This window comes from Pseudomonas sp. BNK-7, from assembly GCF_048072025.1.
GTDB lineage: Bacteria > Pseudomonadota > Gammaproteobacteria > Pseudomonadales > Pseudomonadaceae > Aquipseudomonas > Aquipseudomonas danubii.
Genome location: NZ_CP182252.1, coordinates 4,281,115 through 4,302,580, shown reverse-complemented (window position 1 = coordinate 4,302,580; position 21,466 = coordinate 4,281,115). Strand labels below are relative to the sequence as shown.

General features: G+C 63.1%; 15 protein-coding genes. 3 read left to right on the top strand and 12 right to left on the bottom strand.

The genetic code is table 11. The annotated features are described in order from the left end of the window. The first annotated feature begins 40 nt into the window (after positions 1–40). A complete protein-coding gene (locus tag ACMGF8_RS19955) occupies positions 41–688 on the top strand; it encodes a response regulator (protein WP_102865251.1) in 648 nt (215 codons plus the stop codon). Positions 689–714: 26 nt separating this feature from the next. Continuing rightward, a complete protein-coding gene (locus ACMGF8_RS19950; RefSeq protein ID WP_102865125.1) occupies positions 715–1,128 on the top strand; it encodes a TIGR03067 domain-containing protein in 414 nt (137 codons plus the stop codon). Between the two features lie 53 nt (positions 1,129–1,181). Here ACMGF8_RS19950 and ACMGF8_RS19945 read toward each other — a convergent pair whose 3' ends face one another. Together ACMGF8_RS19945 and ACMGF8_RS19940 are read right to left on the bottom strand one after the other, a co-directional pair. Next, positions 1,182–3,476 (bottom strand): ATP-dependent DNA helicase, encoded by a 2,295-nt coding sequence (locus ACMGF8_RS19945; protein ID WP_416757002.1) that lies wholly within the window; start codon positions 3,474–3,476, stop codon positions 1,182–1,184. Next, positions 3,473–5,125 carry a VRR-NUC domain-containing protein gene (locus ACMGF8_RS19940; protein WP_416757001.1) on the bottom strand — a complete coding sequence of 551 codons (1,653 nt, stop codon included), beginning with the start codon at positions 5,123–5,125 and terminating at the stop codon, positions 3,473–3,475. Before ACMGF8_RS19940 ends, ACMGF8_RS19945 begins: the two co-directional genes overlap by 4 nt. Positions 5,126–5,329: 204 nt before the next feature. On the opposite strand from ACMGF8_RS19940, the gene ACMGF8_RS19935 reads away from it, so the two are divergent. Next, complete coding sequence (locus ACMGF8_RS19935; RefSeq protein ID WP_102865128.1) at positions 5,330–5,554, top strand: YgdI/YgdR family lipoprotein; 225 nt, start codon at positions 5,330–5,332, stop codon at positions 5,552–5,554. Between the two features lie 14 nt (positions 5,555–5,568). On the opposite strand, the gene ACMGF8_RS19930 is transcribed toward ACMGF8_RS19935, so the two are convergent. The 10 genes from ACMGF8_RS19930 to ACMGF8_RS19885 form a co-directional block, all read right to left on the bottom strand. Next, positions 5,569–5,949: a hypothetical protein gene (locus tag ACMGF8_RS19930; RefSeq protein ID WP_416757000.1), complete on the bottom strand. Its 381-nt coding sequence runs from the start codon at positions 5,947–5,949 to the stop codon at positions 5,569–5,571. Between the two features lie 169 nt (positions 5,950–6,118). Next, positions 6,119–7,972: a polyurethanase gene (locus ACMGF8_RS19925; protein ID WP_102865130.1), complete on the bottom strand. Its 1,854-nt coding sequence runs from the start codon at positions 7,970–7,972 to the stop codon at positions 6,119–6,121. A 110-nt stretch (positions 7,973–8,082) separates the two neighbouring features. Further along, positions 8,083–11,091 (bottom strand): autotransporter domain-containing protein, encoded by a 3,009-nt coding sequence (locus ACMGF8_RS19920; RefSeq protein WP_416760339.1) that lies wholly within the window; start codon positions 11,089–11,091, stop codon positions 8,083–8,085. A 605-nt stretch (positions 11,092–11,696) separates the two neighbouring features. Beyond that, positions 11,697–13,382: a polyurethanase gene (locus ACMGF8_RS19915; RefSeq protein ID WP_416756999.1), complete on the bottom strand. Its 1,686-nt coding sequence runs from the start codon at positions 13,380–13,382 to the stop codon at positions 11,697–11,699. A 48-nt stretch (positions 13,383–13,430) separates the two neighbouring features. Further along, complete coding sequence (locus ACMGF8_RS19910) at positions 13,431–14,780, bottom strand: TolC family outer membrane protein (RefSeq protein WP_416756998.1); 1,350 nt, start codon at positions 14,778–14,780, stop codon at positions 13,431–13,433. A 14-nt stretch (positions 14,781–14,794) separates the two neighbouring features. Further along, entirely contained in the window at positions 14,795–16,111 is a 1,317-nt protein-coding gene (locus tag ACMGF8_RS19905) for an HlyD family type I secretion periplasmic adaptor subunit (RefSeq protein ID WP_416760337.1), read from the bottom strand. Between the two features lie 14 nt (positions 16,112–16,125). Next, positions 16,126–17,919 (bottom strand): type I secretion system permease/ATPase, encoded by a 1,794-nt coding sequence (locus ACMGF8_RS19900; protein ID WP_416756997.1) that lies wholly within the window; start codon positions 17,917–17,919, stop codon positions 16,126–16,128. Positions 17,920–18,135: 216 nt separating this feature from the next. Next, positions 18,136–18,519 (bottom strand): AprI/Inh family metalloprotease inhibitor, encoded by a 384-nt coding sequence (locus ACMGF8_RS19895; RefSeq protein ID WP_102865135.1) that lies wholly within the window; start codon positions 18,517–18,519, stop codon positions 18,136–18,138. A gap of 93 nt (positions 18,520–18,612) precedes the next feature. After that, positions 18,613–20,061, bottom strand: a complete 1,449-nt coding sequence (locus tag ACMGF8_RS19890) for a serralysin family metalloprotease (protein WP_115579979.1) — start codon at positions 20,059–20,061, stop codon at positions 18,613–18,615. A gap of 299 nt (positions 20,062–20,360) precedes the next feature. Then, positions 20,361–21,461 (bottom strand): P1 family peptidase, encoded by a 1,101-nt coding sequence (locus tag ACMGF8_RS19885; protein ID WP_102865137.1) that lies wholly within the window; start codon positions 21,459–21,461, stop codon positions 20,361–20,363. Positions 21,462–21,466 lie beyond the last annotated feature (5 nt).

The window sequence follows — 21,466 nt, the reverse complement described above, 5'->3', positions numbered from 1 at the left end:
GTTTCTTTACTCATTTGCGTATTACACGGGTGTGTTTGCCATGGAAAAACTGAAAGTAGTCATTGCTGACGATCACCCTATTGTCTTGCTGGGCGTACGCGAGTTGATGGAGCGCGACGAACGTTTTGAAATCGTCGGTGAAGCGGTGTGTTCCAAAGGCCTGATCCAGCAATTGGAAGCCAAACAGGTGGACATCGTGATCACCGACTACAACATGCCTGGAGACTCACCCTACGGTGATGGCCTGAAGCTGGTGGAATACCTCAAGCGTAACTTTCCGCACCTGCAGATCCTGATCCTCACCATGATTTCCAACCAACTGATCCTCACCCGCCTGCACGAGTTGGGCGTGGTCGGGGTCATCCAGAAAAGCCAGCTGCACGAAGAGATCCAGACCGCCCTCAAGGCCATCGCGCAAAAAGGCGTCTACCGCAGTCTGGAGCCGGCTTCCAACTCGGTGATGGAATCCAATGTGGCGATCGATGAGCGCATCTCCACCCTGTCGCCCAAGGAGTTCGAAATCCTCCGCTTGTTCGTGTCCGGCAAAAGTGTCAGCGACATCGCCCGCAGCCAGAACCGCAGCTCCAAGACCATCAGTGCCCAGAAGATCTCCGCCATGCGCAAGCTGGAGGTACAGAGCGACCAGGACCTGCTGACCTACTGCATAGGCCGCAATATCTTCAACTGAACGCCCCCACAAGGAGTTGATCGACAATGGATACTGCATCCTCAGCCAGGAGCAACGACTCGCTGGAACTTCAGCGCCTGCAGGGAGCCTGGGAGCAAATCTCAATGGAGGACAGCGGCGTGCTGAATCCGCCGGACGAACACAGTGCGCCCGGGGCCCTGACCCTGATCGAAGGTGATCAGTTTCGCGTGCTGACGGTGGCGGGAGACGTGCTGCTGGCCGGAAGCTTCACCCTCGACAGCAGCACCACCCCCAAGTCGATCACTTGGATCGACTCCATCGGCGCGGATGCGGGCAAGCCCTTGCCCGCCAGCTATGAGCTGACTGAGGACGACTTCGTGTTCATCGCCGCCGATGAAGGTCAACCCCGGCCAACCCGCTTCAGCACCGGCCCGGGCCAGACCCTGCGGCGCTTCGTCCGGGTCCGCCAGGGCCAGTGACCCTCGCCCCCGGCGCACAAGCGCCGGTGGCAAGCGGCTTCAGCTCCGCGCTATCACCTCGAAATCTCACCAGCCGACGCCGGGTCTTGGGCGTCCACGGCCCACCAGCTCGGCAACAACTGCCGCACCCTGGGCTCGGCAAAGCGATCGTCGATCAACATCAACACGCCCCGATCGGCCTGGCTGCGAATCACCCGCCCTGCCGCCTGCACCACTTTCTGCAGTCCGGGATAGAGGTAGGTGTAGTCGTACCCGGAGCCAAACAGCCGGGCCATGCGTTGTTTCATCTGCTCGTTCAACGGGTTGAGCTGAGGCAGCCCGAGGGTGGCGACAAAGGCGCCGATAAGTTTTGAGCCCGGCAAGTCGATGCCCTCGCCGAAAGCCCCGCCGAGCACGGCGAACCCGATGCCCTGCCCCTCTGCACGAAACTGCTGGAGAAAGCCCAGGCGCGACGCTTCATCCATGCCCCTGGACTGCAACCACAGGGGAATCTGCGGGTGCTCGCGAGCCAACAGCTCGGCCACTTGCTGCAGGTAATCGAAGCTGCTGAAGAACGCCAGGTAGTTGCCCGGCCGCGCAGCGAACTGCTGGGCCAGCAGTTCGACGATGGGCGCCAGGGACGCCTGTCGATGCACATAGCGGGTGGAGATGCGGCTGACGATATGCACGTCCAGCTGCGCGGCGGCAAACGGCGACTCCACGTCCAGCCACACCGTGGTCTGGGGCAATCCCAGCAGGTCGCGGTAGTAATGCTGCGGGTTGAGGGTGGCGGAAAACAGCACGGTGCTGCGAGCCGCCGTCAGTCGCGGCCCGAGTAGCGGCGCCGGCACCACATTGCGCAGGCTCAGCCGCGACAGGCTGCGCCTGGCACTCAGGGAGCGCTTGCTGATATCGAAGATGAACTGCTGTTCATCGAACAACTCCGCCACCCGGGCAAATTGCAGCAGCTCGAAATACAGCCCCTGCAAACCAACGTCAAGGCCCTGAGGCTGCTCGTTGAAGTAGTCCCCCAGGGCAGCGACACACAAGGCCAGCGCCCTGAGCCAGGCCGTCGGGAGTTGGCCATAGGCCTGGTATGGCGCGAGCTGTTCCTTGTGCAAGGCGTTCCATTCGCGGTTGAGCCGTTGCAACGAACTTTTCAGCGCCTGGGGCGCAGTGCTGCGCACGCTGGCCAGCGTTTGTTGATCCAGGCTGGCGCTGTACATGCCACGCCCGCGCTCCACCAGGTTATGGGCCTCGTCCACCAGCACCGCCACTTGCCATTGATTGGCCTGGGCCAGGCCGAACAGCAAGGCGCTGAAATCGAAATAATAGTTGTAGTCGGCCACCACCAGATCGCTCCAGCGGGCCATCTCCTGACTCAGGTAGTAAGGACAGACCTGATGCGCCAGGGCCACCTCGCGCAGCGCCTGGCGATCCAGCATCGGTACCTGGCTGGCCGCCTGACGCGCCGCGGGCAGGCGCTGGTAGAACCCCTTGGCCAGCGGGCAGGACTCGCCGTGGCAAGCCTTGTCCAGGTGTTCGCAGGCCTTGTCCCGGGCCACCAGTTCCAGGACCCGCAACGGCAGCTGGGACTGGCTGGCGAACAACACCCGGGCCGCATCCAGCGCCAACTGCCGCCCCGGGGTCTTGGCGGTGAGAAACAGCAGCTTGTCCAGTTGCTGCGGGGCCATGGCCTTGAGCATGGGAAAGATCGTGCCCAGGGTCTTGCCGATGCCGGTGGGCGCCTGGGCCAGCAGGCAACGGCCGGTGCTGACCGCCTTGTACACCGATTCCGCCAGGTGCCGCTGGCCAGGGCGGAACTCGCCATGGGGAAAGACCAGGGCCCCAGTGGCCTGGTCCCGGGCCTTGCGGTGGCGCATTTCCTGCTGCGCCCACTCCAGGAACACCGCGCACTGTCGATTGAAGAACGCCTGCAATGCCTCGGCACTGTGCTCCTCCACCAGGGCGGTTTCCTGCTCGCTGAGGATGTCGAAATACACCAGCGAGACTCGGATACTCGGCAGCTGCAGGCTCTGGCACAACAGCCAGCCATAGACCTTGGCCTGGGCCCAGTGCAGTTGCCGGTGGTTGTCGGGTATGCGCGCCAGGTCGCCCCGATAGGTCTTGATCTCCTCCAGGAGGTTCTGCGCCGGGTCATAACCGTCCGCCCGGCCCTTGACCAGCAACTCGCCGTATTGACCCTCCAGGGCCACTTCGCTCTGGTAGCCGGGATTGCGCCGGGACGCCACGGTGCGGTGCCCGACTATTCCCTCCAGGGCGGTAGGCGATGGGGTGAAACGCAGATCCAGGTCGCCGCTCTTGGCGCTGAACTCGCACAGGGCCCGCACCGCAATGCGGTAGCTCACGTCGACAGGTCCTGCCATTGCACATAGCACACCGCCACCGGCATCCGGTGCTCCTGGCAGAAGTCCAGCCAGCGCAGCTGGTTGTCCTGCAGGCGGTCCCCCGGGCCCTTGACCTCGATCATCCGGTAGGTCCTGGCCTCGGGCCAGAACTGGATCAGGTCCGGCATACCGGCCCGGTTGGCCTTGATATCCAGCAACAGGCGCTCAAACCAGTGTTTCAGGTGCTCGGCCGGCAGGCAGTCGAGGGCCTGCTCCAGCAACTCCTCGGTCAAGGCCCCCCAGAACACGAAGGGCGACTGCAGGCCCCACTTGTCGACAAACCGCTGGCGGATGCTGTCCCGGTAGCGACCATCGTCCAGCTCCTCCAGGCAGGCCTGGAACAGATCGCTGCGCCGCTGATGAAAGTCCTCGCTCAGCAGATCCACCGGCCCGCGCTGGAACGGGTGGAAGAACGCCCCGGGCAAGGGGGCGAAGATCGCCGGCCAGCACAGCAACCCGAACAGCGAATTGATCAGGCTGTTTTCCACGTAGTGCACCGGCGCCTGGGGCTGCTGCAGATGGGCCTGGACATGCAGCTCCACCGCCAGGCCATCGGCGTCACGGGGCAGGCACAGATCCAGTCGCGCCACCTCGCGGCTGACCGTCCGGGGCGCCGGCGGGCCACCCAGCTTGCGCCGCAGCCGGGGCATGACTCGCAGCAGCTGCTGGGCCTCGGCAGCGCTCTGGGGCGCCGCCGCAGCCTGCTCGGCCAGCGCCAGCGCCGCCTGATACTCGGCACTGAGCTCCAGGACCCGGATCAACCGCAGGCGAGCACCGGGGTAGGCACATTGCTGGTAGATCTCCCGGGCCTGCCGCCAGTCCGTCAACCGCTCGCAATGCTGCCCCAGCTGGAACAACAGCTTGCCGCGGCGTTTCTCCAGCCAGGGGTTGGCGGTGCTGAAAGCCGCGATGCGCGCGAGCACCGCGTCCACCTCCTCCCCGGCCTCGAAGGCTTCCTGACACTGGTGCAGGTAGATGAAGCCGTCCACATCGTCACGGCTGCGCAAGCCACGGGCATCGGCACTGATCTCGACCTTTTCGTAGCTGTAGATCCCCAGGTCCGCCAGCACGAATTCCGACCAGTCCTGGTAGAGATTGCCGAAGAACATCAAGCGCAGGCGATCGCACAACGGCATGACCGTCAGGCTCAGCAGCCGGTCCGCCAGTGCCGGGCACCATTGGCCGAAAGCCCGGGGTTGCGGGTACAGCGCCTGCAGGGTCTCCAGCCACTGGTTCTTCTTGGCCTTGGCCACCAGCCCCTGGTCACTGAAGCACTGCAGGATCTCGGCCTTTTGCAGCAGGCCGAACAACTCGTCCAGGGCCAAGGGCGCCTGCTCATCGATCCAGCCCAACGCCAGCAACGGCTGCAGGGCCCGGGCGCTGTCGCCGATCTCCGGGTAACGCAACTTGCCGAGGCGAAAATGCCGCCCCTTGCGCATCACCATGCGCACCAGCAAGGCCTGGGATGGCTGGGGCAACTGCGCGAAATCGGTGATGAAACACTGCTCTTCATCGCGCAGCACATCGGCATAGCGCAGCTCCAGCCAGTTCAGGACTTGCTGGAAGTTGTGCAGGTAATAAAAGGGGTTCTCGAGGGGATTGGAAGTCACTGAACGAAGGCGCCACGGCTGGACTGATACTGGTTATGCGTACAGATAACAGCCGACGCCCCGGTCTGGCAAACACTATTGGATAAATGGCGGGAAGAAGATTTTTCCAGTGCCCAGGCGAACTTTCGTCGTCTTCACGACACCAAGGGGCCATGCTTATAGTGTCCGGCGCAACACGGATACCCCTACCGATAAGAGGTCTATATGAATGTGAAGAACCTGGGATTGCTCCTGGCCAGTGTCGCCGCCCTGGCCCTGACCGGCTGCGCCTCACCCACCGTGGTGACCTTGCAGAACGGTACCCAGTACCTGACCCGGGACCAGCCCAAGACCAAGACCGCTGATGGCTTCTACGAATTCCAGGACATTTCCGGCAAGACCATCCGGGTCAAGGCGGACGATGTCGCCACCGTTCGCCAGGAACAATGATTCAGCCGTGCACCTCAGTGCGACCAGGGAAAGGGTCCCTGCCCCGGCTCGCAGACAATCCCCAGGGGCTTGCCGCGCTTTGACAGCTCGTCACGCACTTGCTGGCAGCGCTGCCGCTCCCGGGCTTCGGCGTTATCGATACTGATGTTGCCCGTGCTCTCTGGCGCCTTGCCGTCCCCCAGACGGAAATTTGCAATGGGTTGCTCCGGCTGCAGATTGAAGCGACTGGGTGCCGGCTCCTCTTTCTCGGCTGGCGCCGGCTGGCCGGCCGGCAATTGATCCGGGGTGACTCCGTAACGTTTCAGAATCGAGCTCTGAGGCAGCTCTTCGGCCGATGCCATGAGCGCCCACAGGGCCAGCACCAGTCCGCCCGCACACCTCTTGCTATTACTCACTGTCAACACTCTCCTGCCTTTTCCTTGAATCGATTACTGCTCAATACCTTGGGTAACGCATGACCAGGCTTGGGTTTTACAAGTATTTGAGTCGCCAACCGACCGACAGGTCACGATTTTCTTGCCAAGTCAGCGCGGAGCCCGTTGCGAGCCCCACGCTGCAGGTCCATCAGGCGAGGGTGATGCCCGAGCCGTTGAGGTGCGCGAGGCTGACACCCACCAGGGTCACCGAGTCATGGCCGAAGGTCAGCACGGTGTCATTGCCGCTGCTACTGGCGTGGGCCCGATAGTCCTGGTCCGGCAGCACGCCGCTCACCCCCATGAACACCAGCTTGTCGCCACTCTGGTAGCCGAGGATGCGGTCCTGGCCGAAATGACCGGTGAACAGGAAGGTGTTGTTGCCCCCACCCGACTCCATCAGGTCATTGCCGGCGCCACCGACGAAGACATCGTTGCCCTTGCCGCCGATCAGGTGATCGTTGCCATCCAGGCCGAACAGCCAATCGCCGCCGGCATGGGCCTTGAGCAGGTTGTCGCCGCCGTCCCCCTTCACCGAAGACGCGTACTGGGTCAGTTGGCTGCCCACCTTCAACCCCTGGTCGGTGACCTGGTGGACCACATCATCCTTGAACAGGCCCCAGAGAAACCCCGGCTCCTTGCTCTGAATGGCGCCGATGTCGCGGGTCATGCTGATCCCGCCGCTGGCGTCGCGCACGTACAGGGTCCCGGCGCCGTCGCTGGCGAAGCTGTAGTCCTTCACCGAGTGCTGCAGGTCCAGGGTGTTGCTGCCCTTGCCGCCGAGGATGATGTTGTAGCCGCCGTCATCACGGAAGGTGTCGTTGCCGTCGCGGCCTTCCAGGTAGTCGTTGCCGCCCCCACCCTGGATCAGGTCGTTACCGTCGCTGCCGATGATGAAGGTGCTGCCCTTGTGGGTATCGGCGTTGCGGTTCAGATCCTGGACCCAGGTGCTACCCCGGGCCGGGTCCGACAGGTTGGCGACGACAATGGTGGAGTCCTTGCTGGTGAAGTCATAGAACTGCGACTGCAGCACCCGGGTCAGGCCATCGCCGTAGCCGGTGGGCAAGTGAGAAATCCAGGTGGGGATGTTGAGGATCGAGAACGGCAGCACGTTCCACAGGGTCGAGGCGTAATGGTCGTTGAAGTTGACGATGTTGTTGGTGGCCGAGTCCTGCTGGGCATCGTGCACCCCCAGGGACGACAGGTTGAAGTTGTAACCGTCCAGGGCGCGGAACACCGGGTCGTTTTCATAACCGATGTTCAACACCTTGTCGCTGCTGCTCTGGGTCGGTGAGGCATAGGCGATGTAGTTGGCATCCTTGTAGAACCCGGACCAGCGATCGGCACTCAGGTCCGCCAGGCTGTTGACCCCCAGCCCGCCCAGGCTGTGGCCACTGACCAGAATGTCCTTGCCCGACAGGCCATTGGCCTGGGCAAAAGCCGCCACATCGGCGAACAGTTTGCCGAAGGCCTCACCGGCGTAGTTCTTCGCATAGTCCTTGGGTCCCAGGGCGGCCAGCAGGTCACTGATGACGTCACCGATGGTGTCGCCGATCACCGATTCCCGAGGGCCGCTGGTGCCGCGAAAGGCGATGCCGATGGAACTCAGGTGGCCCTGGGCATCGTACTTGCCGAGGATCTCCACCTGGGCCGTGCCGTAGCCGTCCTTCTCGCCGAAGAATGTGCCCCGGGCATCCACCTTGCCGCTGTAGCCCAGTTGCTGGGCACTGAGGGTGGACCACCCGGCCTGGTGCAACGCGTCCTTGGCGGCCTGCTCCGAGTCCGGGTTCCAGGGAATACCGGGGATGACGCCCTGGGAATCGCTGCTGCCGATCAGCGCGGTGATCAGGGTCGCCGGCAGGCCCAGGCCGAAGCCATGGTGCTGGTAACCCACGGCGAAGCCGTTGTCGAGGTTGTGATAGGAATACAGCGTGATCGCCAGCGCATCGGAAAACAGCGCCTTGGAATCGGCTGCGGTGAAGTTCTTGTAGTCAAAGACACCCATGGTATTGCCTCTCTTTTGTTGGAATTGTCAGAGAAAGCTCAGGCCCTCGCAGGCCCCGTTTCCGGGTCTGGAGGACCTGTACAACACCTTGCACATCCGTTGCCTGGGTCTTAGAAAGTCCAGTCCAGGGTCAAGCCGACCCCATGGTTCCGGTCACGGCTGCCCAGCAACCCGTTGTAATCCAGATTGACCCGGGTCTGTCGACCCAGGGCAATGCCCGCCCGTGCACCGACGACCGCCGCATCGCGGTCCAGTGACAGGCTCTGCACCTTGTAGCTTTGTCCACCGTCGGCAAACGCCAGATGCTGGTCGGCGCCGGTGGCGCTCAGATTGTGCTGCCAGCCGAGGGTAGCGGACAGTTCCACAGTCTGCCCGGAAGACAACTGCAACTGCTTGCCGGCGCGCATGCCCAGGGTCGAGAGCCAAGCCTCGCGATTGTCGCTATCGCCCTTGAGTGCCGTGGCGCCGCCGTGTTCCTTGAAACGCTCGCTGTCCACCTGCACATAGGCCAGGCTGGCAAAGGGTTCCAGGGCCATGGGCTGCAGATCCAGGTGCCACGCCGCCTCGCCGAACAGCTGCAGGCTGCGGGCATCACGCTTGCTCTTCTGGCGATCGGCAACCTCGTCGTATTGCAGCTCGCGCCGAGTGGCGATGCGGTGCCAGCTGTAGGAACCGCCCAGGCTCAGGCGCAGTTGCGCAAGCTCGCGTCCGGCGTAGGCGCCCAGGTGGTAGCTGTCGATGCTGGCCGAAGAATGCCGGCCATCGCCCATGCTCAGCGAGCTGTCGCTGTAGCCGGTGAACACGCCCAGGCGGGTGCTCGGGTCCACTTGCCCGTCGACACCGGCCAGCAGGCCGCCGATGGAGCTGGTGTAGCCGGCTCGATCCTGGCCGCCGTCGGCCTTGCCCCAGGCGCCCAGGGTCTTGAGCCACAGCCCCTGCTCGCCGCCCTCGACGGTAGGCACCGCGCCCCCATCCTGCTGGCGTAGCCGCTCACCCATCGCGTCACGCAGGTAGCGGCTGTCATTGAGCAACTGGCTGCCAACGGCCGGATGAATTTCCCCGGACAGTTGCTCGAAGGCCTGTTGTGCACTGGCCGCGCTGGCGGCCAGCAGCAGGCTTTCATACACCGGGTTGCCCGCCCCCAGTTGCTCGGCAGCATCGGCCACCGAACGCTGGTTGGGGCTCAGGCCGATACTGCTGAACGAGGTGGCATTGCGCGCCACCGCCAGCTGTACACCGCCGGCGCTGTAATTGAGGTTGCCCCCCAGAAACAGCGAGTTGGACAGCACCGGGCCAAAGCTGCCCTGCACGCCATTGGCGGCCTGGAGGATATCCAGCTGCCGCCCCACCAGGCTCGGGACCCGCTGTGCATTGAGGGACAATCCCGGGTTTTCCAGCTCCAGAGCCAGGCTGGCCCCGCCGAGGGTTGCCTGACCGTCGCTGACAATCCGGTCGCTGCCGCTGGGGGACACCTCCACCGCGTAGGTCGAACCCGGGAGGAAGTTCACATCGGCGCTGACATGCAAGGTGCCGATGGAGTTGCCCGGAGCCACAATCGCGCCCGCGTTGGCGGTCAGTGCGCCCACGCGGCCCGTGCCACCGAGGATGCCACCAGCGTTCACCGTCACCGCCGACAGCAGCGAGCCGTTGACCGCCAGCCGCCCCTGATTGACCAGGGTCGGCCCGGCGTAGGTGTTGGCGCCGCTGAGCACCAGGGTGCCGACGCCCTGCTTGGTCAGGCCGCCGTGGCCACTGATGTCGTTGCTCCAGATATCCAGTACGCAGCTGATGTCATTGCAGCGCCGCTGGGTCGGCTTGCCGACATCCAGCAGCGCGCCATAGCCCGGCAGGTCAGCGACGAACTGGGTCGAACCGTAGCCGCCCTGGATACGGAACTCCTCAGGGATATCCGCTTCGGTCACCAGCATGCCGGGCCCGCGAATCCCCTTGCCCAGATCGATCATCCCCCAGCCGTACAAGGCATCAATGCCCGGGGCACCCAGGTCGGTGGCCGTGGTGCGCAGGACGCTGGCCACCTGTGCCGCGCTCATGTAGGGGAAACGCTCCATCAGCACCGCCGCGGCACCGGCCGCATGGGGCGCGGCCATGGAGGTGCCGTTCTTGTTGGCGTAGCCCAGGGTCATGTTCGCAAGGCTGGTGCCACCGATCACCGAGCTGTAGATCCGGGTGCCGGGGGCCGACACGCAAAAGCTCGCGGTGTAGCCGCAACGCGAGGAAAAGGTACTGATGACATAGGGATCGGCGCTGCTGGTGTCGGGGTTCTGCTGCAAGGCCGCCACGGTCAGCCAGTTGGGGGCAATCTGCGGCACGAAGTAGGCCAGCCCGGCGATAGCGTCGGGGTTGTTCAGGTTGTAATCGTTGCCGGCGGCAAAAATCGTCAGCACCCCGCTGCGGGCTGCGGCGATCGCCCCGTCGTAGGCGCCGCCCGGCAAGCTGCCCAGCAACGGCTGGATCTGCGCGAACTGCGCCCGGGCATCGTCCAGGGTGAAGTGCGGGAACGCCGGATCACGACCGCCCTTGCTGAAGTGCTCGGTAATGCCGATGCCCCAGCTGTTGTTGATGATCCGCGCGCCACTGGCCACCAGGCCGTCCCAGCCGGCCTTGTACACTGCGCCATCGTTACCGAGGATGATGCCGTCCTCCGGGCCGGGATCGCCGTTGTCGGCGCTGATGATCTGGGCGTCGAAGGCCACCCCGTGCATCGCCCCACCATCGCGGTTACCGGCGGCAATCCCGCCGACATGGGTGCCGTGGGACCCCAGCTTGCCGTCCGAGCCCACCGAAGGTCGGCCGTCATAGACAAAGGCATCGCCGGCCCGCACCGGAATATAGGGATCGGTGTATTGACGAGTGCCGCTGGTGACCAGGGTCAGCACCTTGCCCGGGCTGGCGAACTCCGGATGCTGGGCATACACCGGCTGGTCGAAGATCCCCAGCTTGACACCCTTGCCGCTGTAACCGGCGGCATAGGCACTGTCGGCATGAATCGCCCCCAGGCCCCAATCGGCCTTGAACTCGCTGCTGCGCCAGCTCGCGGCATCACCGCGGCGGCCGTTCTCCACATAGGGCGCCGCCTGGGCTGTGCCCATCAAGGCCATCCAACCCAACAGGGCCGGAGCCAGGGGCAACCACCCACGTTCCTGCCCAAGCACCGCGCCATCCTTGCGTTTGACTTGCTTCACTACGACCTTCCTTAGTTGTGTTGCGAAATGACCCTGACAGGCTCCCTGCCCGCCGCTCGAATGACGTCGTGGAAACGCCATTGCAGATTGACTCCGACACCCTTGTGTCGCTCACCAACACCCCAGGCGCGCCAACGCAGCCGCACAGGCGCACGGGACTGGGCAGCACCTGCTGGGCTTGCTGGTTGTTCAGATAAGGGAAAGGTGCCATGGCTGGCGCCAGAGCGCCGATGGCATGGGGGCGGGAACGCCCCACTGGCCGGTGTGCCGAACGGCGTTGGGCGGCCGTCAACGGCAGGCCTGCGGTAAACGCCAGGCACAGAGTGCCCGCCAGCCTGTTGAACTGATGACATCTGACATCCATGTTGATGACTTCTCGTTTTTTGTTGTTGTTCGATCGTCCATCCAGGACGGATCAGGGTGTTGCCGGCGACTTCAGGGGAGCCACCCCGATGCCCTCTGGGTTCAAGGTCCGCAAAGCCCGGGGGAGCGAATCCTGCGCTCCCCCGGCCGAGGCGGAATCAGGCGAACACGATGCCTGAACCGTTGAGCCCCTCCATACCGATGCCCACCAGGGTCACCGAGTAGTCGCCCACCTTGAGCAAGGTGTCGTTGCCGCTCTGGGACAGGTGCTGGCTGTAGTCGTAATGGGCATCGATGCCGGGCACACCCATGAACACCAGCTTGTCGTTGCTCTGGTAGCCGTGGATCAGGTCGAGGCCGAAGTTGCCGCTGAACAGGAACGTGTTGCTGCCACCTCCGCTGGAGTACATGACGTCGTTGCCGGCACCGCCGACAAAGGTCACGTTGGCCTTATCGCTGCTCAGCAGGTCGTCGCCGCCATGGCCGAACAGCCAATCGCCATTGACGCTGGCCACCAGCGCATTGCCATAGGCATCGCCATTGAGGGAGTGGTTGTAGGCGGTCCACTGGTTGCCGTTCTGCAAGCCGTCGGCGGTCACGCTATAGCTGACGTCCTTGCCGAGCAGTTGCCACCAGCTCCCGGCCTCGTGACTGACCAGGGCGCCGATATCCCGGGTCATGCTGATGCCGCCATAGGCATCGCGGATGTACAAAGTGCCGTCGCCGTCATTGGCAATGGAGAAGTTCTTCAGCGGCTGCTGCAGCTGCAAAACGTTATGACCCGAACCGCCATGGATGATGTTGTAGCCGCCGTCGTCGCGGAAACGGTCATCACCGGCCCCGCCATCGAGGTAATCGTTACCCTTGCCGCCGTGCAGCAGGTCGTTGCTCTGGGTGCCGATGATGAAGGTGCTGCCGCTGTGCTGGTCGGCGTAGAGATTCAGGTCCTTGACCCAGACCTGGTCGCGCTTGTCCTCGGACAGGTTGGAAACCACCACCGTCGAATCACGACGGGTCAGGTCATAGAAGTCCGAATTGATCACGCGGTTGAGCCCCGCGGCGTAGTCGACCGCGCTATGGGCCGACCAGGACCAGGGGTTGAGGATGCTCTGGGGCACCAGCTTGCCGGACAACGACGAATAGTGATCGGTAAAGCTGACGATATTGTTGGTGGCCGACTCCTGTGGCCTGTCATGGGTGCCCAGGGACGAGGCGTTGAAATGGGTGCCGTCCAGCGCGCGGAACACCGGGTCGTTTTCATAACCGATGTTCAGCACCTGCTGGCTGTCGGTGCTCTGGGTCGGCGAGGCAAAGGCCACATAGCTGGCGTCCTTGTAGAACCCGCCCCAATGCTCCGCGCTCATGGTCGCCAGGCTGTTGACCGCCAGGCCGCCGAGGCTGTGCCCGGTGACCAGCACATCATTGCCGCTCAAGCCCTGAGCGTTGGCGAAGGCGGCAACCTTGCCCAGCAGTTGGTCGAAAGCCAAGCGGCTGTAGTTGTCGGCAAAACCTGGAACAAAGGCCGCCTGCAGGTCGTTGATCCCGTCCGCCAGGCTATCAGTGCCACGAAAGCTGATGCCGAAGGACAGCAACTGCCCGGCGGCATCGTACTTGCCCAGGATTTCGACCTGAGCGTCGCCGACCGAAGACTGCTCGCCGGAAATGGTGCCCTGGGCGCTGATGTTGCCCTGGTAGCCCAGTTGCGAGGCGCTGATCGGTCGCCATGAGGTGCCCGGCAGGGCTTCACCGGTGGGCGATGAAGCATACAAGGCCAGCGTGATGGCATCGCTGTACTGGGCTTTGCCGGCACCGCCAAGGGCATTTTTGTAGTCGAAGATGCTCATTCCTTTCTCCTTGTTATTTCAGCGCCGGCAGGTCCGATCCCGGGCCGTCTACGGCGCTGTGCGCTGGCCAAAGGCTTCATCGACCCTGGCCAGATCTTCTTCTCGCAAGGTTCCTGCGTAGTAATGCAACTTGGTCCATGCCATCAGGTAGTCGTAACGAGCCTGGGCCAGGTCACGCCGGGTAGTGTAGAGCTGCTGCTCGGCATTGAGCGCATCGAGGTTGACCCGCTCGCCGCCCAGAATGCTCTGCTGGGTCGAAACCACCAGGGCCTCGGCCGAGGTCAGGGCTTTCTGGTAGGCCCGCAACTTGTTCACCCCCGATAGACAGGCATTGAATTGCCGGCGTAGTTCAATCAGCGTCTCGCGGGTCTTGCCGTCCAGTTCGTACTCGGCCTGCTCCATGGCGCGGCTGGCCTGGCGAGTGGAGGCCGACACCCCGCCACCGGCGTACAGCGGCAGGCTGACTTCGATGCCGATGGTGTTGGTGTCGTAGCGCTGGTTGTAGGTGTTGCCGCTTTCCGATTCGTTCTGCCGCACGCTGGCGTAAGCGCTGAGCTTGGGCAGGTGCCCGGCGCGGTTGCGCTCCACTTCATAACGCGCCACCTCGACCCGTTGCCGCTGGGAGGCCAGCACCGGGTTGTTGCTCAGGGCCATCTCATGCCAGGTGTCGTAATTGGCCGGGCTCAGGGCAAAGGACTGGAAGTTTTCCTGCAAGGGGTCGAGATCGCGCACGTCGAGGTCGGGCACGCCAATCAGCGCCCCCAGTTCACGCAAGGCCGCGTCCTGTTCGTCCCGGGCCTCGATCTCCTCGGCGGTGGCCAGCTCGTAGCGCGACTCGGCCTCGAGGATGTCGGTACGGGTGCCCTCGCCCTGCTCGAACATGTGCCGGTTCTGCTGGAACTGTTGCTCGAAGGCCTTCTTCTTGGCCAGGGCGATCTCGATCTGATCCTGGGCGAACAGGGCCTTGGTGTAGTAACTGAGCACCCGCACCAGCAACTCCTGGCTCTTGCCGCGAAAGTTCTCGTCGGCAAACAGGGCCTGAGCCACACCCTTGCGATAGTTGGCGTAGGCCTCGTAGTCGATCAGCGGCTGCTGCAGGGTCAGGGACGAGCCGTAGCTGTCGTAGTTGCGTTTTTCGCTGACGCTGCCGCGCACCGTGTCCAGGTAGGTGACCTTGGAGTTGTTGTGGCCCTTGTTGTAGCTGTAGCCCACCTTGGGCAGCAGACCGGCGCGGCCGATGGCGCGGTTTTCCAGGCCGGCATCGCGCTCCTTGATGGCGCCGAGGAACACCGGGTCATTGCGCAGCGCCTGTTCGTAGATCTGGAACGGACCCATGGCCTGGGCCCCCTGGCACACCAGCAAGGACAAGGCCGCGGCGAGAATGGAAAGCTTACTCATACGACGCGACATCCTTATTCTTCGGTCAATGCAGAGCTGGCCCGGTCGAGCAGAGGCTTGAACAGGTAATTGAGCAGTGAACGCTCGCCGGTGCGCACGAACATCTCCGCCGGCATCCCGGGCTTGATCACCAGGCCGTTGAGCTTCTCCATGGCCTGGTCGCTGACGCTGCTGCGCAGCACGTAGTACGGCATGCCGGTCTTCTCGTCGACCATCTGGTCGGCGGATATCAGGCTGACTTCCCCCGGCACCCGTGGCGTGCGGCTCTGGTTGAAGGCGGTGAACAGGATGTCCACCGGCAGATGGGGGCCGACCTTGTCCACCAGGTTGACTGGCAACCGCCCTTCCACTTCCAGGTGCGTGCCCTGGGGCACGATTTCCAGCAGGGTTTCACCCTGGCGCACCACGGCGCCTTCGGTGTGTACCCCCAGGTTGACCGCGATGCCGTCGGCAGTGGCGATGATTTCGCTGTGCTGCAAGTCGAAGCCGGCGGAGGTCAGTTGCTGCTCCAGGGTCTGGGTCTTGAGCTGGGCTTCGGCCAATTGGCTGCGGACCTCTTTCTGGTACTCCTCGCTGTGCTGTTGCAGCTTGAGCCGGGACTCGAGAATGCCCTGCTCGATGCGCCCGCTTTCACCGGTGTTCTGCGCCAGCTCCTGTTGCACCTGGGACAACTGGCGCTGGTACTCCAGCAAGCGGTTGCGCGGGATGTAGCCGTTGTCGGCCAAAGGCTGCAGGTTGCTCAGTTGCTGGCGCAGGGACTCGGCCTGGCTGGCCAGGTCGGTGCGCGCCCGGCGCATGCCCGCCAGTTGCGCGGTGGCGCCTTCGATATTGGCGCGGATGCCCGCCTGCTCGCGGGAGAACGCCTCACGGCGGCTGCTGAACAGCTGACGCTGGCCTTCCAGCACCAGGGCCAGGCGTGGGTCGTCGCTGTTGCTCAACTGCAGCGGGAAGTCCACCTGCTTGAGGTTGTCGCGCTCGCTGCGCCAGCGCGCCAGGCTGGCCATGGCCATGCGGTACTGGGCCTGCAGCGACTGCACGTCCGCCGCCACCTGGGTCTGATCCAGGCGAAACAACGGCTGGCCCTGCTTCACGCTTTGGCCTTCGCGCACCAGAATCCGGCTGACCACGCCGCTGCTCATGGACTGCACCGCTTTGCGCTTGCCGGACACCACCACCGTGCCTTGCACGGGAATCCCCTGATCCAGTGGAGCCAGCGCGGCCCAGATGAAAAAACTGCCGGCCCCCACCAGGGCCAGTATCCAGCCCATGCGCGCGAAAAAGCCCGCATCACGCTCAACCCGTTCCGGCGCGTAACCCTCTTCGATCATCATGTTGCTGTCCTTGCTCATGCGCCTTTGTTCCGTGTCGGGGCCTGATACTGGCGGCTCATGCTCAAGCCACCGGGTGCGGCTGCAGCGGCGGGTCTGGCCGGTTCCTGGGGTTGGAGTGACTGGGGCTGCTGGGCACCGGCCAACGCCTTGAGTACTTCCTGGCTGGGGCCAAAGGCCTGCAGGCGGCCTTCATTGAGTACCAGCAGCTTGTCGGCCAGGGCCAGCACCGACGAGCGATGGGTCACCAGAACCACGCTGGTCCCCCGGGCCTTGAGCTGGGCAATCGCCGCCGCCAGGGCGCTCTCGCCCACGGTGTCGAGGTTGGAGTTGGGCTCGTCGAGCACCACCAGGCTGGGATTGCCATACAGTGCCCGGGCCAGGGCCACCCGTTGCTTCTGGCCCCCGGACAGGCCGCTGCCGTCATCGCCAAGCACGGTGTCGTAGCCTTGAGGCAGGCGCAGGATCAACTTGTGCACTCCGGCCAGCTGCGCGGCCTGGACCACCTGCTCCGGGTCGGCCTGGCGAAAGCGTGCGATGTTCTCGGCGATGCTGCCGGTGAAGAGTTCGATGTCCTGGGGCAAATAGCCGATGTAGGGACCCAACTCATCGCGATTCCAGCGATGAATGTCGGCGCCGTCCAGGCGCACCGTGCCGGCCAGGGTCGGCCAGACGCCCACCAGTACCCGAGCCAGGGTCGACTTGCCGGAACCGGAGGCCCCCAGCACCCCGAGCACTTCACCGGCATTGATACTGAAGCTCACCTGCTGCAGGGTCGCCGCCCGACGTCCGGGAGGCCCGGCGCTGACCTGCTCGAAACTCACCTGGCCCTTGGGCGCCGGCAACGACATGGCACTGTCACTGGGTGGGAACTCGCGCAGCAGCGCGTCCAGCCGACCATAGGCCAGCTTGGCCGAACTCCATTGCTTCCACACCGCGATCAACTGGTCGATGGGACTCAGGACCCGGCCCATGAGGATCGACCCGGCGATCATCATCCCCGCGGTCATGTCGCCCTTGATCACCAGCAAGGCGCCCAGGCCCAGCACCAGGGATTGCAGGCACAGACGCAGGGTCTTGCTCAGGGAACTGATCACCGAACCTGTGTCGCTGGCCTCGTTCTGCAGGCCGAGAAAGCGCGAGTGCACGGCAAACCAGCGCTTGCGCAAGGCACCGAGCATGCCCATCGCCTGAATGGTCTCGGCATTGTGCAAATGGCTGGTGGCCAATTGAGTGGAGCGTTGCGAAAAACCGCTGGCCTCGGCCAGGGGTTTCTTGGTCATGGCTTCATTCAGGTACGCCAGGGCGATCAGCAACACCGCGCCCACCGTGGCGAACACGCCGAGCCAGACGTTGAAAGCATAGATAACCAGCAGGTAGATCGGAAACCAGGGGGCATCGAAGAAGGCGAACAACGCCGGCCCGGTGAGGAACTGGCGGATATGGGTCAAATCGCCCAGTGACTGGCCGGCATGGCCTTCGCCACGGGCCAGGTTGCGTTCGAATGCAGCCTGATACACCCGCAGGTTGAAGCGGCGCTCCAACTGGCTGCCGATGCGGATGACGATAAAGCTGCGCACCACTTCCAGCAGCCCGATAAACAGGAAAAAGCCCACCACCATCAGCGACAGCATCACCAGAGTGGTCTCATTCTGCGACGACAGCACCCGGTCGTAGACTTGCAACATATAGATGGAGGGCACCAGCATCAGCACATTAATCAACGCGGTGAAACAGCCGACACTGATCAGGATGCCCTTGTATTCGCCCAATGCCTTGAACAGTGGTGCAGGATGACTATTATTCAGCATCTTCAACATTTCCCTGAGCCGACCCTGCGCGCCGAACGCGAGCACCTCATATACGGCGCAACTAAAGATGTGTGCCCCTTAGTCTCAAAGTCTGCGGACACACCCAAACCAGACAACTGTAGTTAACAGTCATCCGGTTAAAAACCTGTCGATTAAAAGAGTGGAAAAACTAAAACCACAACCACCCAAGATTAAACGAACAGCCTGCTGCCTTAATTAGCCAGCACGCTGTAACACGATCAAACCGTCGCCTTTGAGGCGCGCTTCGTACAGGCCTTCTCTCTGTCGACTGAAAAAGATAATCCTTGAACCTTCCCGCCCCGTGATGGCAATACCGTCGGGCTCCGGAAACCAGCCCACCGCCGCCTCACCGATCCACTTCGACAGGCACTCGGCGCCGTCTCCCAGGGCTGCGTTTTGCAACAGGTCCAGGGCACAGGCGGCGCCAGGTTCGCTCTGTTGCTGCAACTGCCAGTGTCCAACCAGTTCCGAGGGGTCCGCCAAGCGCAGGCTGCTTGCCATGGTTATTGCTCCATAAAAGATCGTCAGCGTCGCCAGCAGCCAGGTGGCCGCCTTGCAACTCAAGGTGTGTGGGGTCATAGGGTGCTCCGTCCGCCCGGTAGACTCGCTCAGCCCCGGGGCCAATGCAAGAACGGAAGGCAGCGCATCGGCGCCGCCTTCCGCCTACTTCACTCAGGCCACGATGTCACTGACGGCTGCCTGGCCAACGGTGCTGACCAGGAAGTCCGCCACGCCCTGTCCGGAGAAGTCCACGGACAGGGTGCTGACGCCCCCGGAGGTAGTGAGGATGGCGTCACCCACCGCGCCGGTGAAGGCGTTGACGAAATGCAAGCCTGCACCCTTGGTGATACCGGTCAGATCGATCTTGTCCAGGCCGCTGACAAAATCCATGATCTGGTCGGCCGCGCCCGGCTTGGAGTCGGAACTGGCGCCGAACACGAAGGTGTCCGAACCCGAACCGCCCCAGAGCTTATCGGCGCCACCGCCACCGTAGATGATGTCGTTGCCGGCACCGCCCTTGAGCACGTTGGCAGCGTTGTTGCCGATCAGCAGATCGTTGCCCGAACCGCCGATGGCGTTCTCCACGGTCACGCCCTGAGCAATGGAGACGTTACCCACCATGCCGCCAACGTCGGAGAACGAGGCCTCATTGAGGTTGATCTTCTGGTTCTGAGTGAATCCGGAGAAGTCCAGGGTATCGTTGCCACCACCGTCCCACACCGAGAACACCAGCTTGTCGGCAGACGAACTGGCGCTGTAGAAGTCGCGCCCGGTGTTGGAGTTGAAGCCATAGGTGGTATCGCCGGCACGGGTGCCGTAGTTGGCCCCGTAGAGTTTCTGGATGGCTGCGATATCGTCCATCAGCGGACCGGACGAATAGGCCACGACCCCGCCCTTGCTGAAGTTCTGGCTGGTGTTGCTTTCACTCCAGTAGCTCATGATGCTGTAGCCACGCGTGTCCTGGCCGTAGCTGGCGTCCTTGTAGCTTGGGTTGCCTTCGCCTGCGTTGTAGTCGCCAGGGTGAGCCAGGCCCAGGGTGTGACCGATCTCATGGGTCAGGGTCTGACGGCCATAGTTGTTCAGGTCGGGATTCTTGTTCTGGGTGTAGCTGCTGTTGATCAGGTACCAGGAGGTACCGTCGTAACCGGCACCGGTGCCCGGCAGGTAGGCGAAGGCCGCCGCGCCGTCCTGGCCACCACTGTAGTTGCCGAAGGTCATGCGAGCGTCACCACCCGAGGCTTTCTCGGTAAACACGACATTGGCCACATCGGCCCAGGATTGCATGGCCAGCACTGCTTGGGCCTTCTGCTGGGCGCTGAACTGGCTGAACCCGGAGATACCGTGCTTGTACATGGTGCTCGAGGAAGCCGAGGTCAGGAAGGTATAGGACAGATCGATTTTGCCGTTACCGTTCAGGTCCTTGAACGCAGCGCCGTCACGCAGCAATTGCGTGGCGGCTTGATCGACTGAGAACGAAGGCTTGCCGTTAACCGTGAGATTGCCGCCACGATCGTATTGGTGGCTAAAGCTATTGATCTGGTTATACGCCGAACTTGCTGCGGCCAATGGCTCGAGTTGCTGTTCGGCAGATGCAATAGCGCTCTTTTTTATTGTCGACATAAACACACTTCCTTGTAATCAATGGAACAGTTTTTGTCAGATAGCGACAATCCCTGGCGAGATCGTCCTATCACTCGCCCTAAGCAGGCGAAAGCAAGCTGACACAGTTTGAAATCAGGCGTCCACTACTTTTTTGACGTCAAATTCCACTGTTCCGACAAACTCCCGCAAACAATGACCGTGCACTTAAAAGATTCTTTTCCAGCCGATTAGCGCTAGACATTGTCCGACAATCTACAATTTAATTATTAAATATCCATATAGAAAATTATGTCGATTGCGTCGCACTTCTTAGTCGGTTATTTCATGTTCCAACCAGTTAGTTCCAATGCTTGCCTCAATACTTGCGGGGTCAGCGCCGGTACTTGCACCCCGTCGGCACTGCTCATCGGCTCGGCTGCCAGCATGGCATTGATGATGGCCTCCTCCACCGCCTCGGCGGCTGCGCTGAACAGCGGCGAGATGTGATCGTTGTTGAGCATCGCCAGAGGCGCAGTGAACGCCAGGTCCTTGCGTCCATAATCCGCAGCGGGCAAGTCCCGGTTTCCCGTGGCAAAGGCCAGGAAGATATCGCCACTGGAATCTTCGGTGCCGCCACCGGTGCGGGCAATGCCGATGGAAGCACGCTGGGCCAGGCGCTGGCACTGATGGGGCAGCAGCGGCGCATCAGTGGCCAGGATCACCACGATCGAGCCCATGCCCGGGGTGCCGCGCTCGGCAAAAGGTGAGGCAATCCCTCCCAGATGACGCCCCACCGGGTAACCGTCCACCCGCAGCTCTTCACGCTTGCCGTGGTTGGCCTGGACCAGAGCGCCGACGGTGTAGCCGCCCTGCTCTGCCGCCAGCCGCCGGGAGGCGGTACCGATCCCGCCCTTGAACTCATGACAGATCATCCCGGTGCCGCCGCCTACCGCGCCTTCGGCCACCGGCCCGGACTCGGCGCTGGCCATGGCCTCGCGCACCTGTTGCGGCCCCACATGCTGCCCCCAGATGTCGTTCAGCAGGCCGTCGTAGGTTTCCATCACCACCGGCATGCACCAGTACACGGCGGTGTCCGCAAGGGCCTCGCGCTCCAGGGCGATCAGGGTGTCGCGCACCACGCCGACGCTGTGGGTATTGGTAATGGCCAGCGGCGTGGTCAGGGTGCCCGCCTCGCGAATCCACTCCAGCCCCGTGGCATCGCCATTGCCGTTGAGCACATGGCAACCGGCGAAACAGGGCTGTTGCCGCGCATGCCCGGCCCGGGGCTGGACCAGAGTGACCCCGGTGCGCACCTGCTTGCCGCCCACGCTGGCTTTCAGAGTGCTGTGCCCCACCCGTACCCCGGGTACGTCGGTGATCGCATTGAACGGACCTGGTGTCCCCAGACCCAGGCTGATGCCCAATTGACGTGCTCGCATAACCA

What these genes read in the sequence shown, in the direction of transcription:
- ACMGF8_RS19955 (WP_102865251.1), top strand. Translation starts at nt 41, where the DNA reads ATGGAAAAACTGAAAGTAGTCATTGCTGACGATCACCCTATTGTCTTG.
- ACMGF8_RS19950 (WP_102865125.1), top strand. Translation starts at nt 715, where the DNA reads ATGGATACTGCATCCTCAGCCAGGAGCAACGACTCGCTGGAACTTCAG.
- ACMGF8_RS19935 (WP_102865128.1), top strand. Translation starts at nt 5,330, where the DNA reads ATGAATGTGAAGAACCTGGGATTGCTCCTGGCCAGTGTCGCCGCCCTG.
- ACMGF8_RS19925 (WP_102865130.1), bottom strand. Translation starts at nt 7,972, where the DNA reads ATGGGTGTCTTTGACTACAAGAACTTCACCGCAGCCGATTCCAAGGCG.
- ACMGF8_RS19920 (WP_416760339.1), bottom strand. Translation starts at nt 11,091, where the DNA reads ATGGCCTTGATGGGCACAGCCCAGGCGGCGCCCTATGTGGAGAACGGC.
- ACMGF8_RS19915 (WP_416756999.1), bottom strand. Translation starts at nt 13,382, where the DNA reads ATGAGCATCTTCGACTACAAAAATGCCCTTGGCGGTGCCGGCAAAGCC.
- ACMGF8_RS19910 (WP_416756998.1), bottom strand. Translation starts at nt 14,780, where the DNA reads ATGAGTAAGCTTTCCATTCTCGCCGCGGCCTTGTCCTTGCTGGTGTGC.
- ACMGF8_RS19905 (WP_416760337.1), bottom strand. Translation starts at nt 16,111, where the DNA reads ATGATGATCGAAGAGGGTTACGCGCCGGAACGGGTTGAGCGTGATGCG.
- ACMGF8_RS19900 (WP_416756997.1), bottom strand. Translation starts at nt 17,919, where the DNA reads ATGCTGAATAATAGTCATCCTGCACCACTGTTCAAGGCATTGGGCGAA.
- ACMGF8_RS19895 (WP_102865135.1), bottom strand. Translation starts at nt 18,519, where the DNA reads ATGACCCCACACACCTTGAGTTGCAAGGCGGCCACCTGGCTGCTGGCG.
- ACMGF8_RS19890 (WP_115579979.1), bottom strand. Translation starts at nt 20,061, where the DNA reads ATGTCGACAATAAAAAAGAGCGCTATTGCATCTGCCGAACAGCAACTC.
- ACMGF8_RS19885 (WP_102865137.1), bottom strand. Translation starts at nt 21,461, where the DNA reads ATGCGAGCACGTCAATTGGGCATCAGCCTGGGTCTGGGGACACCAGGT.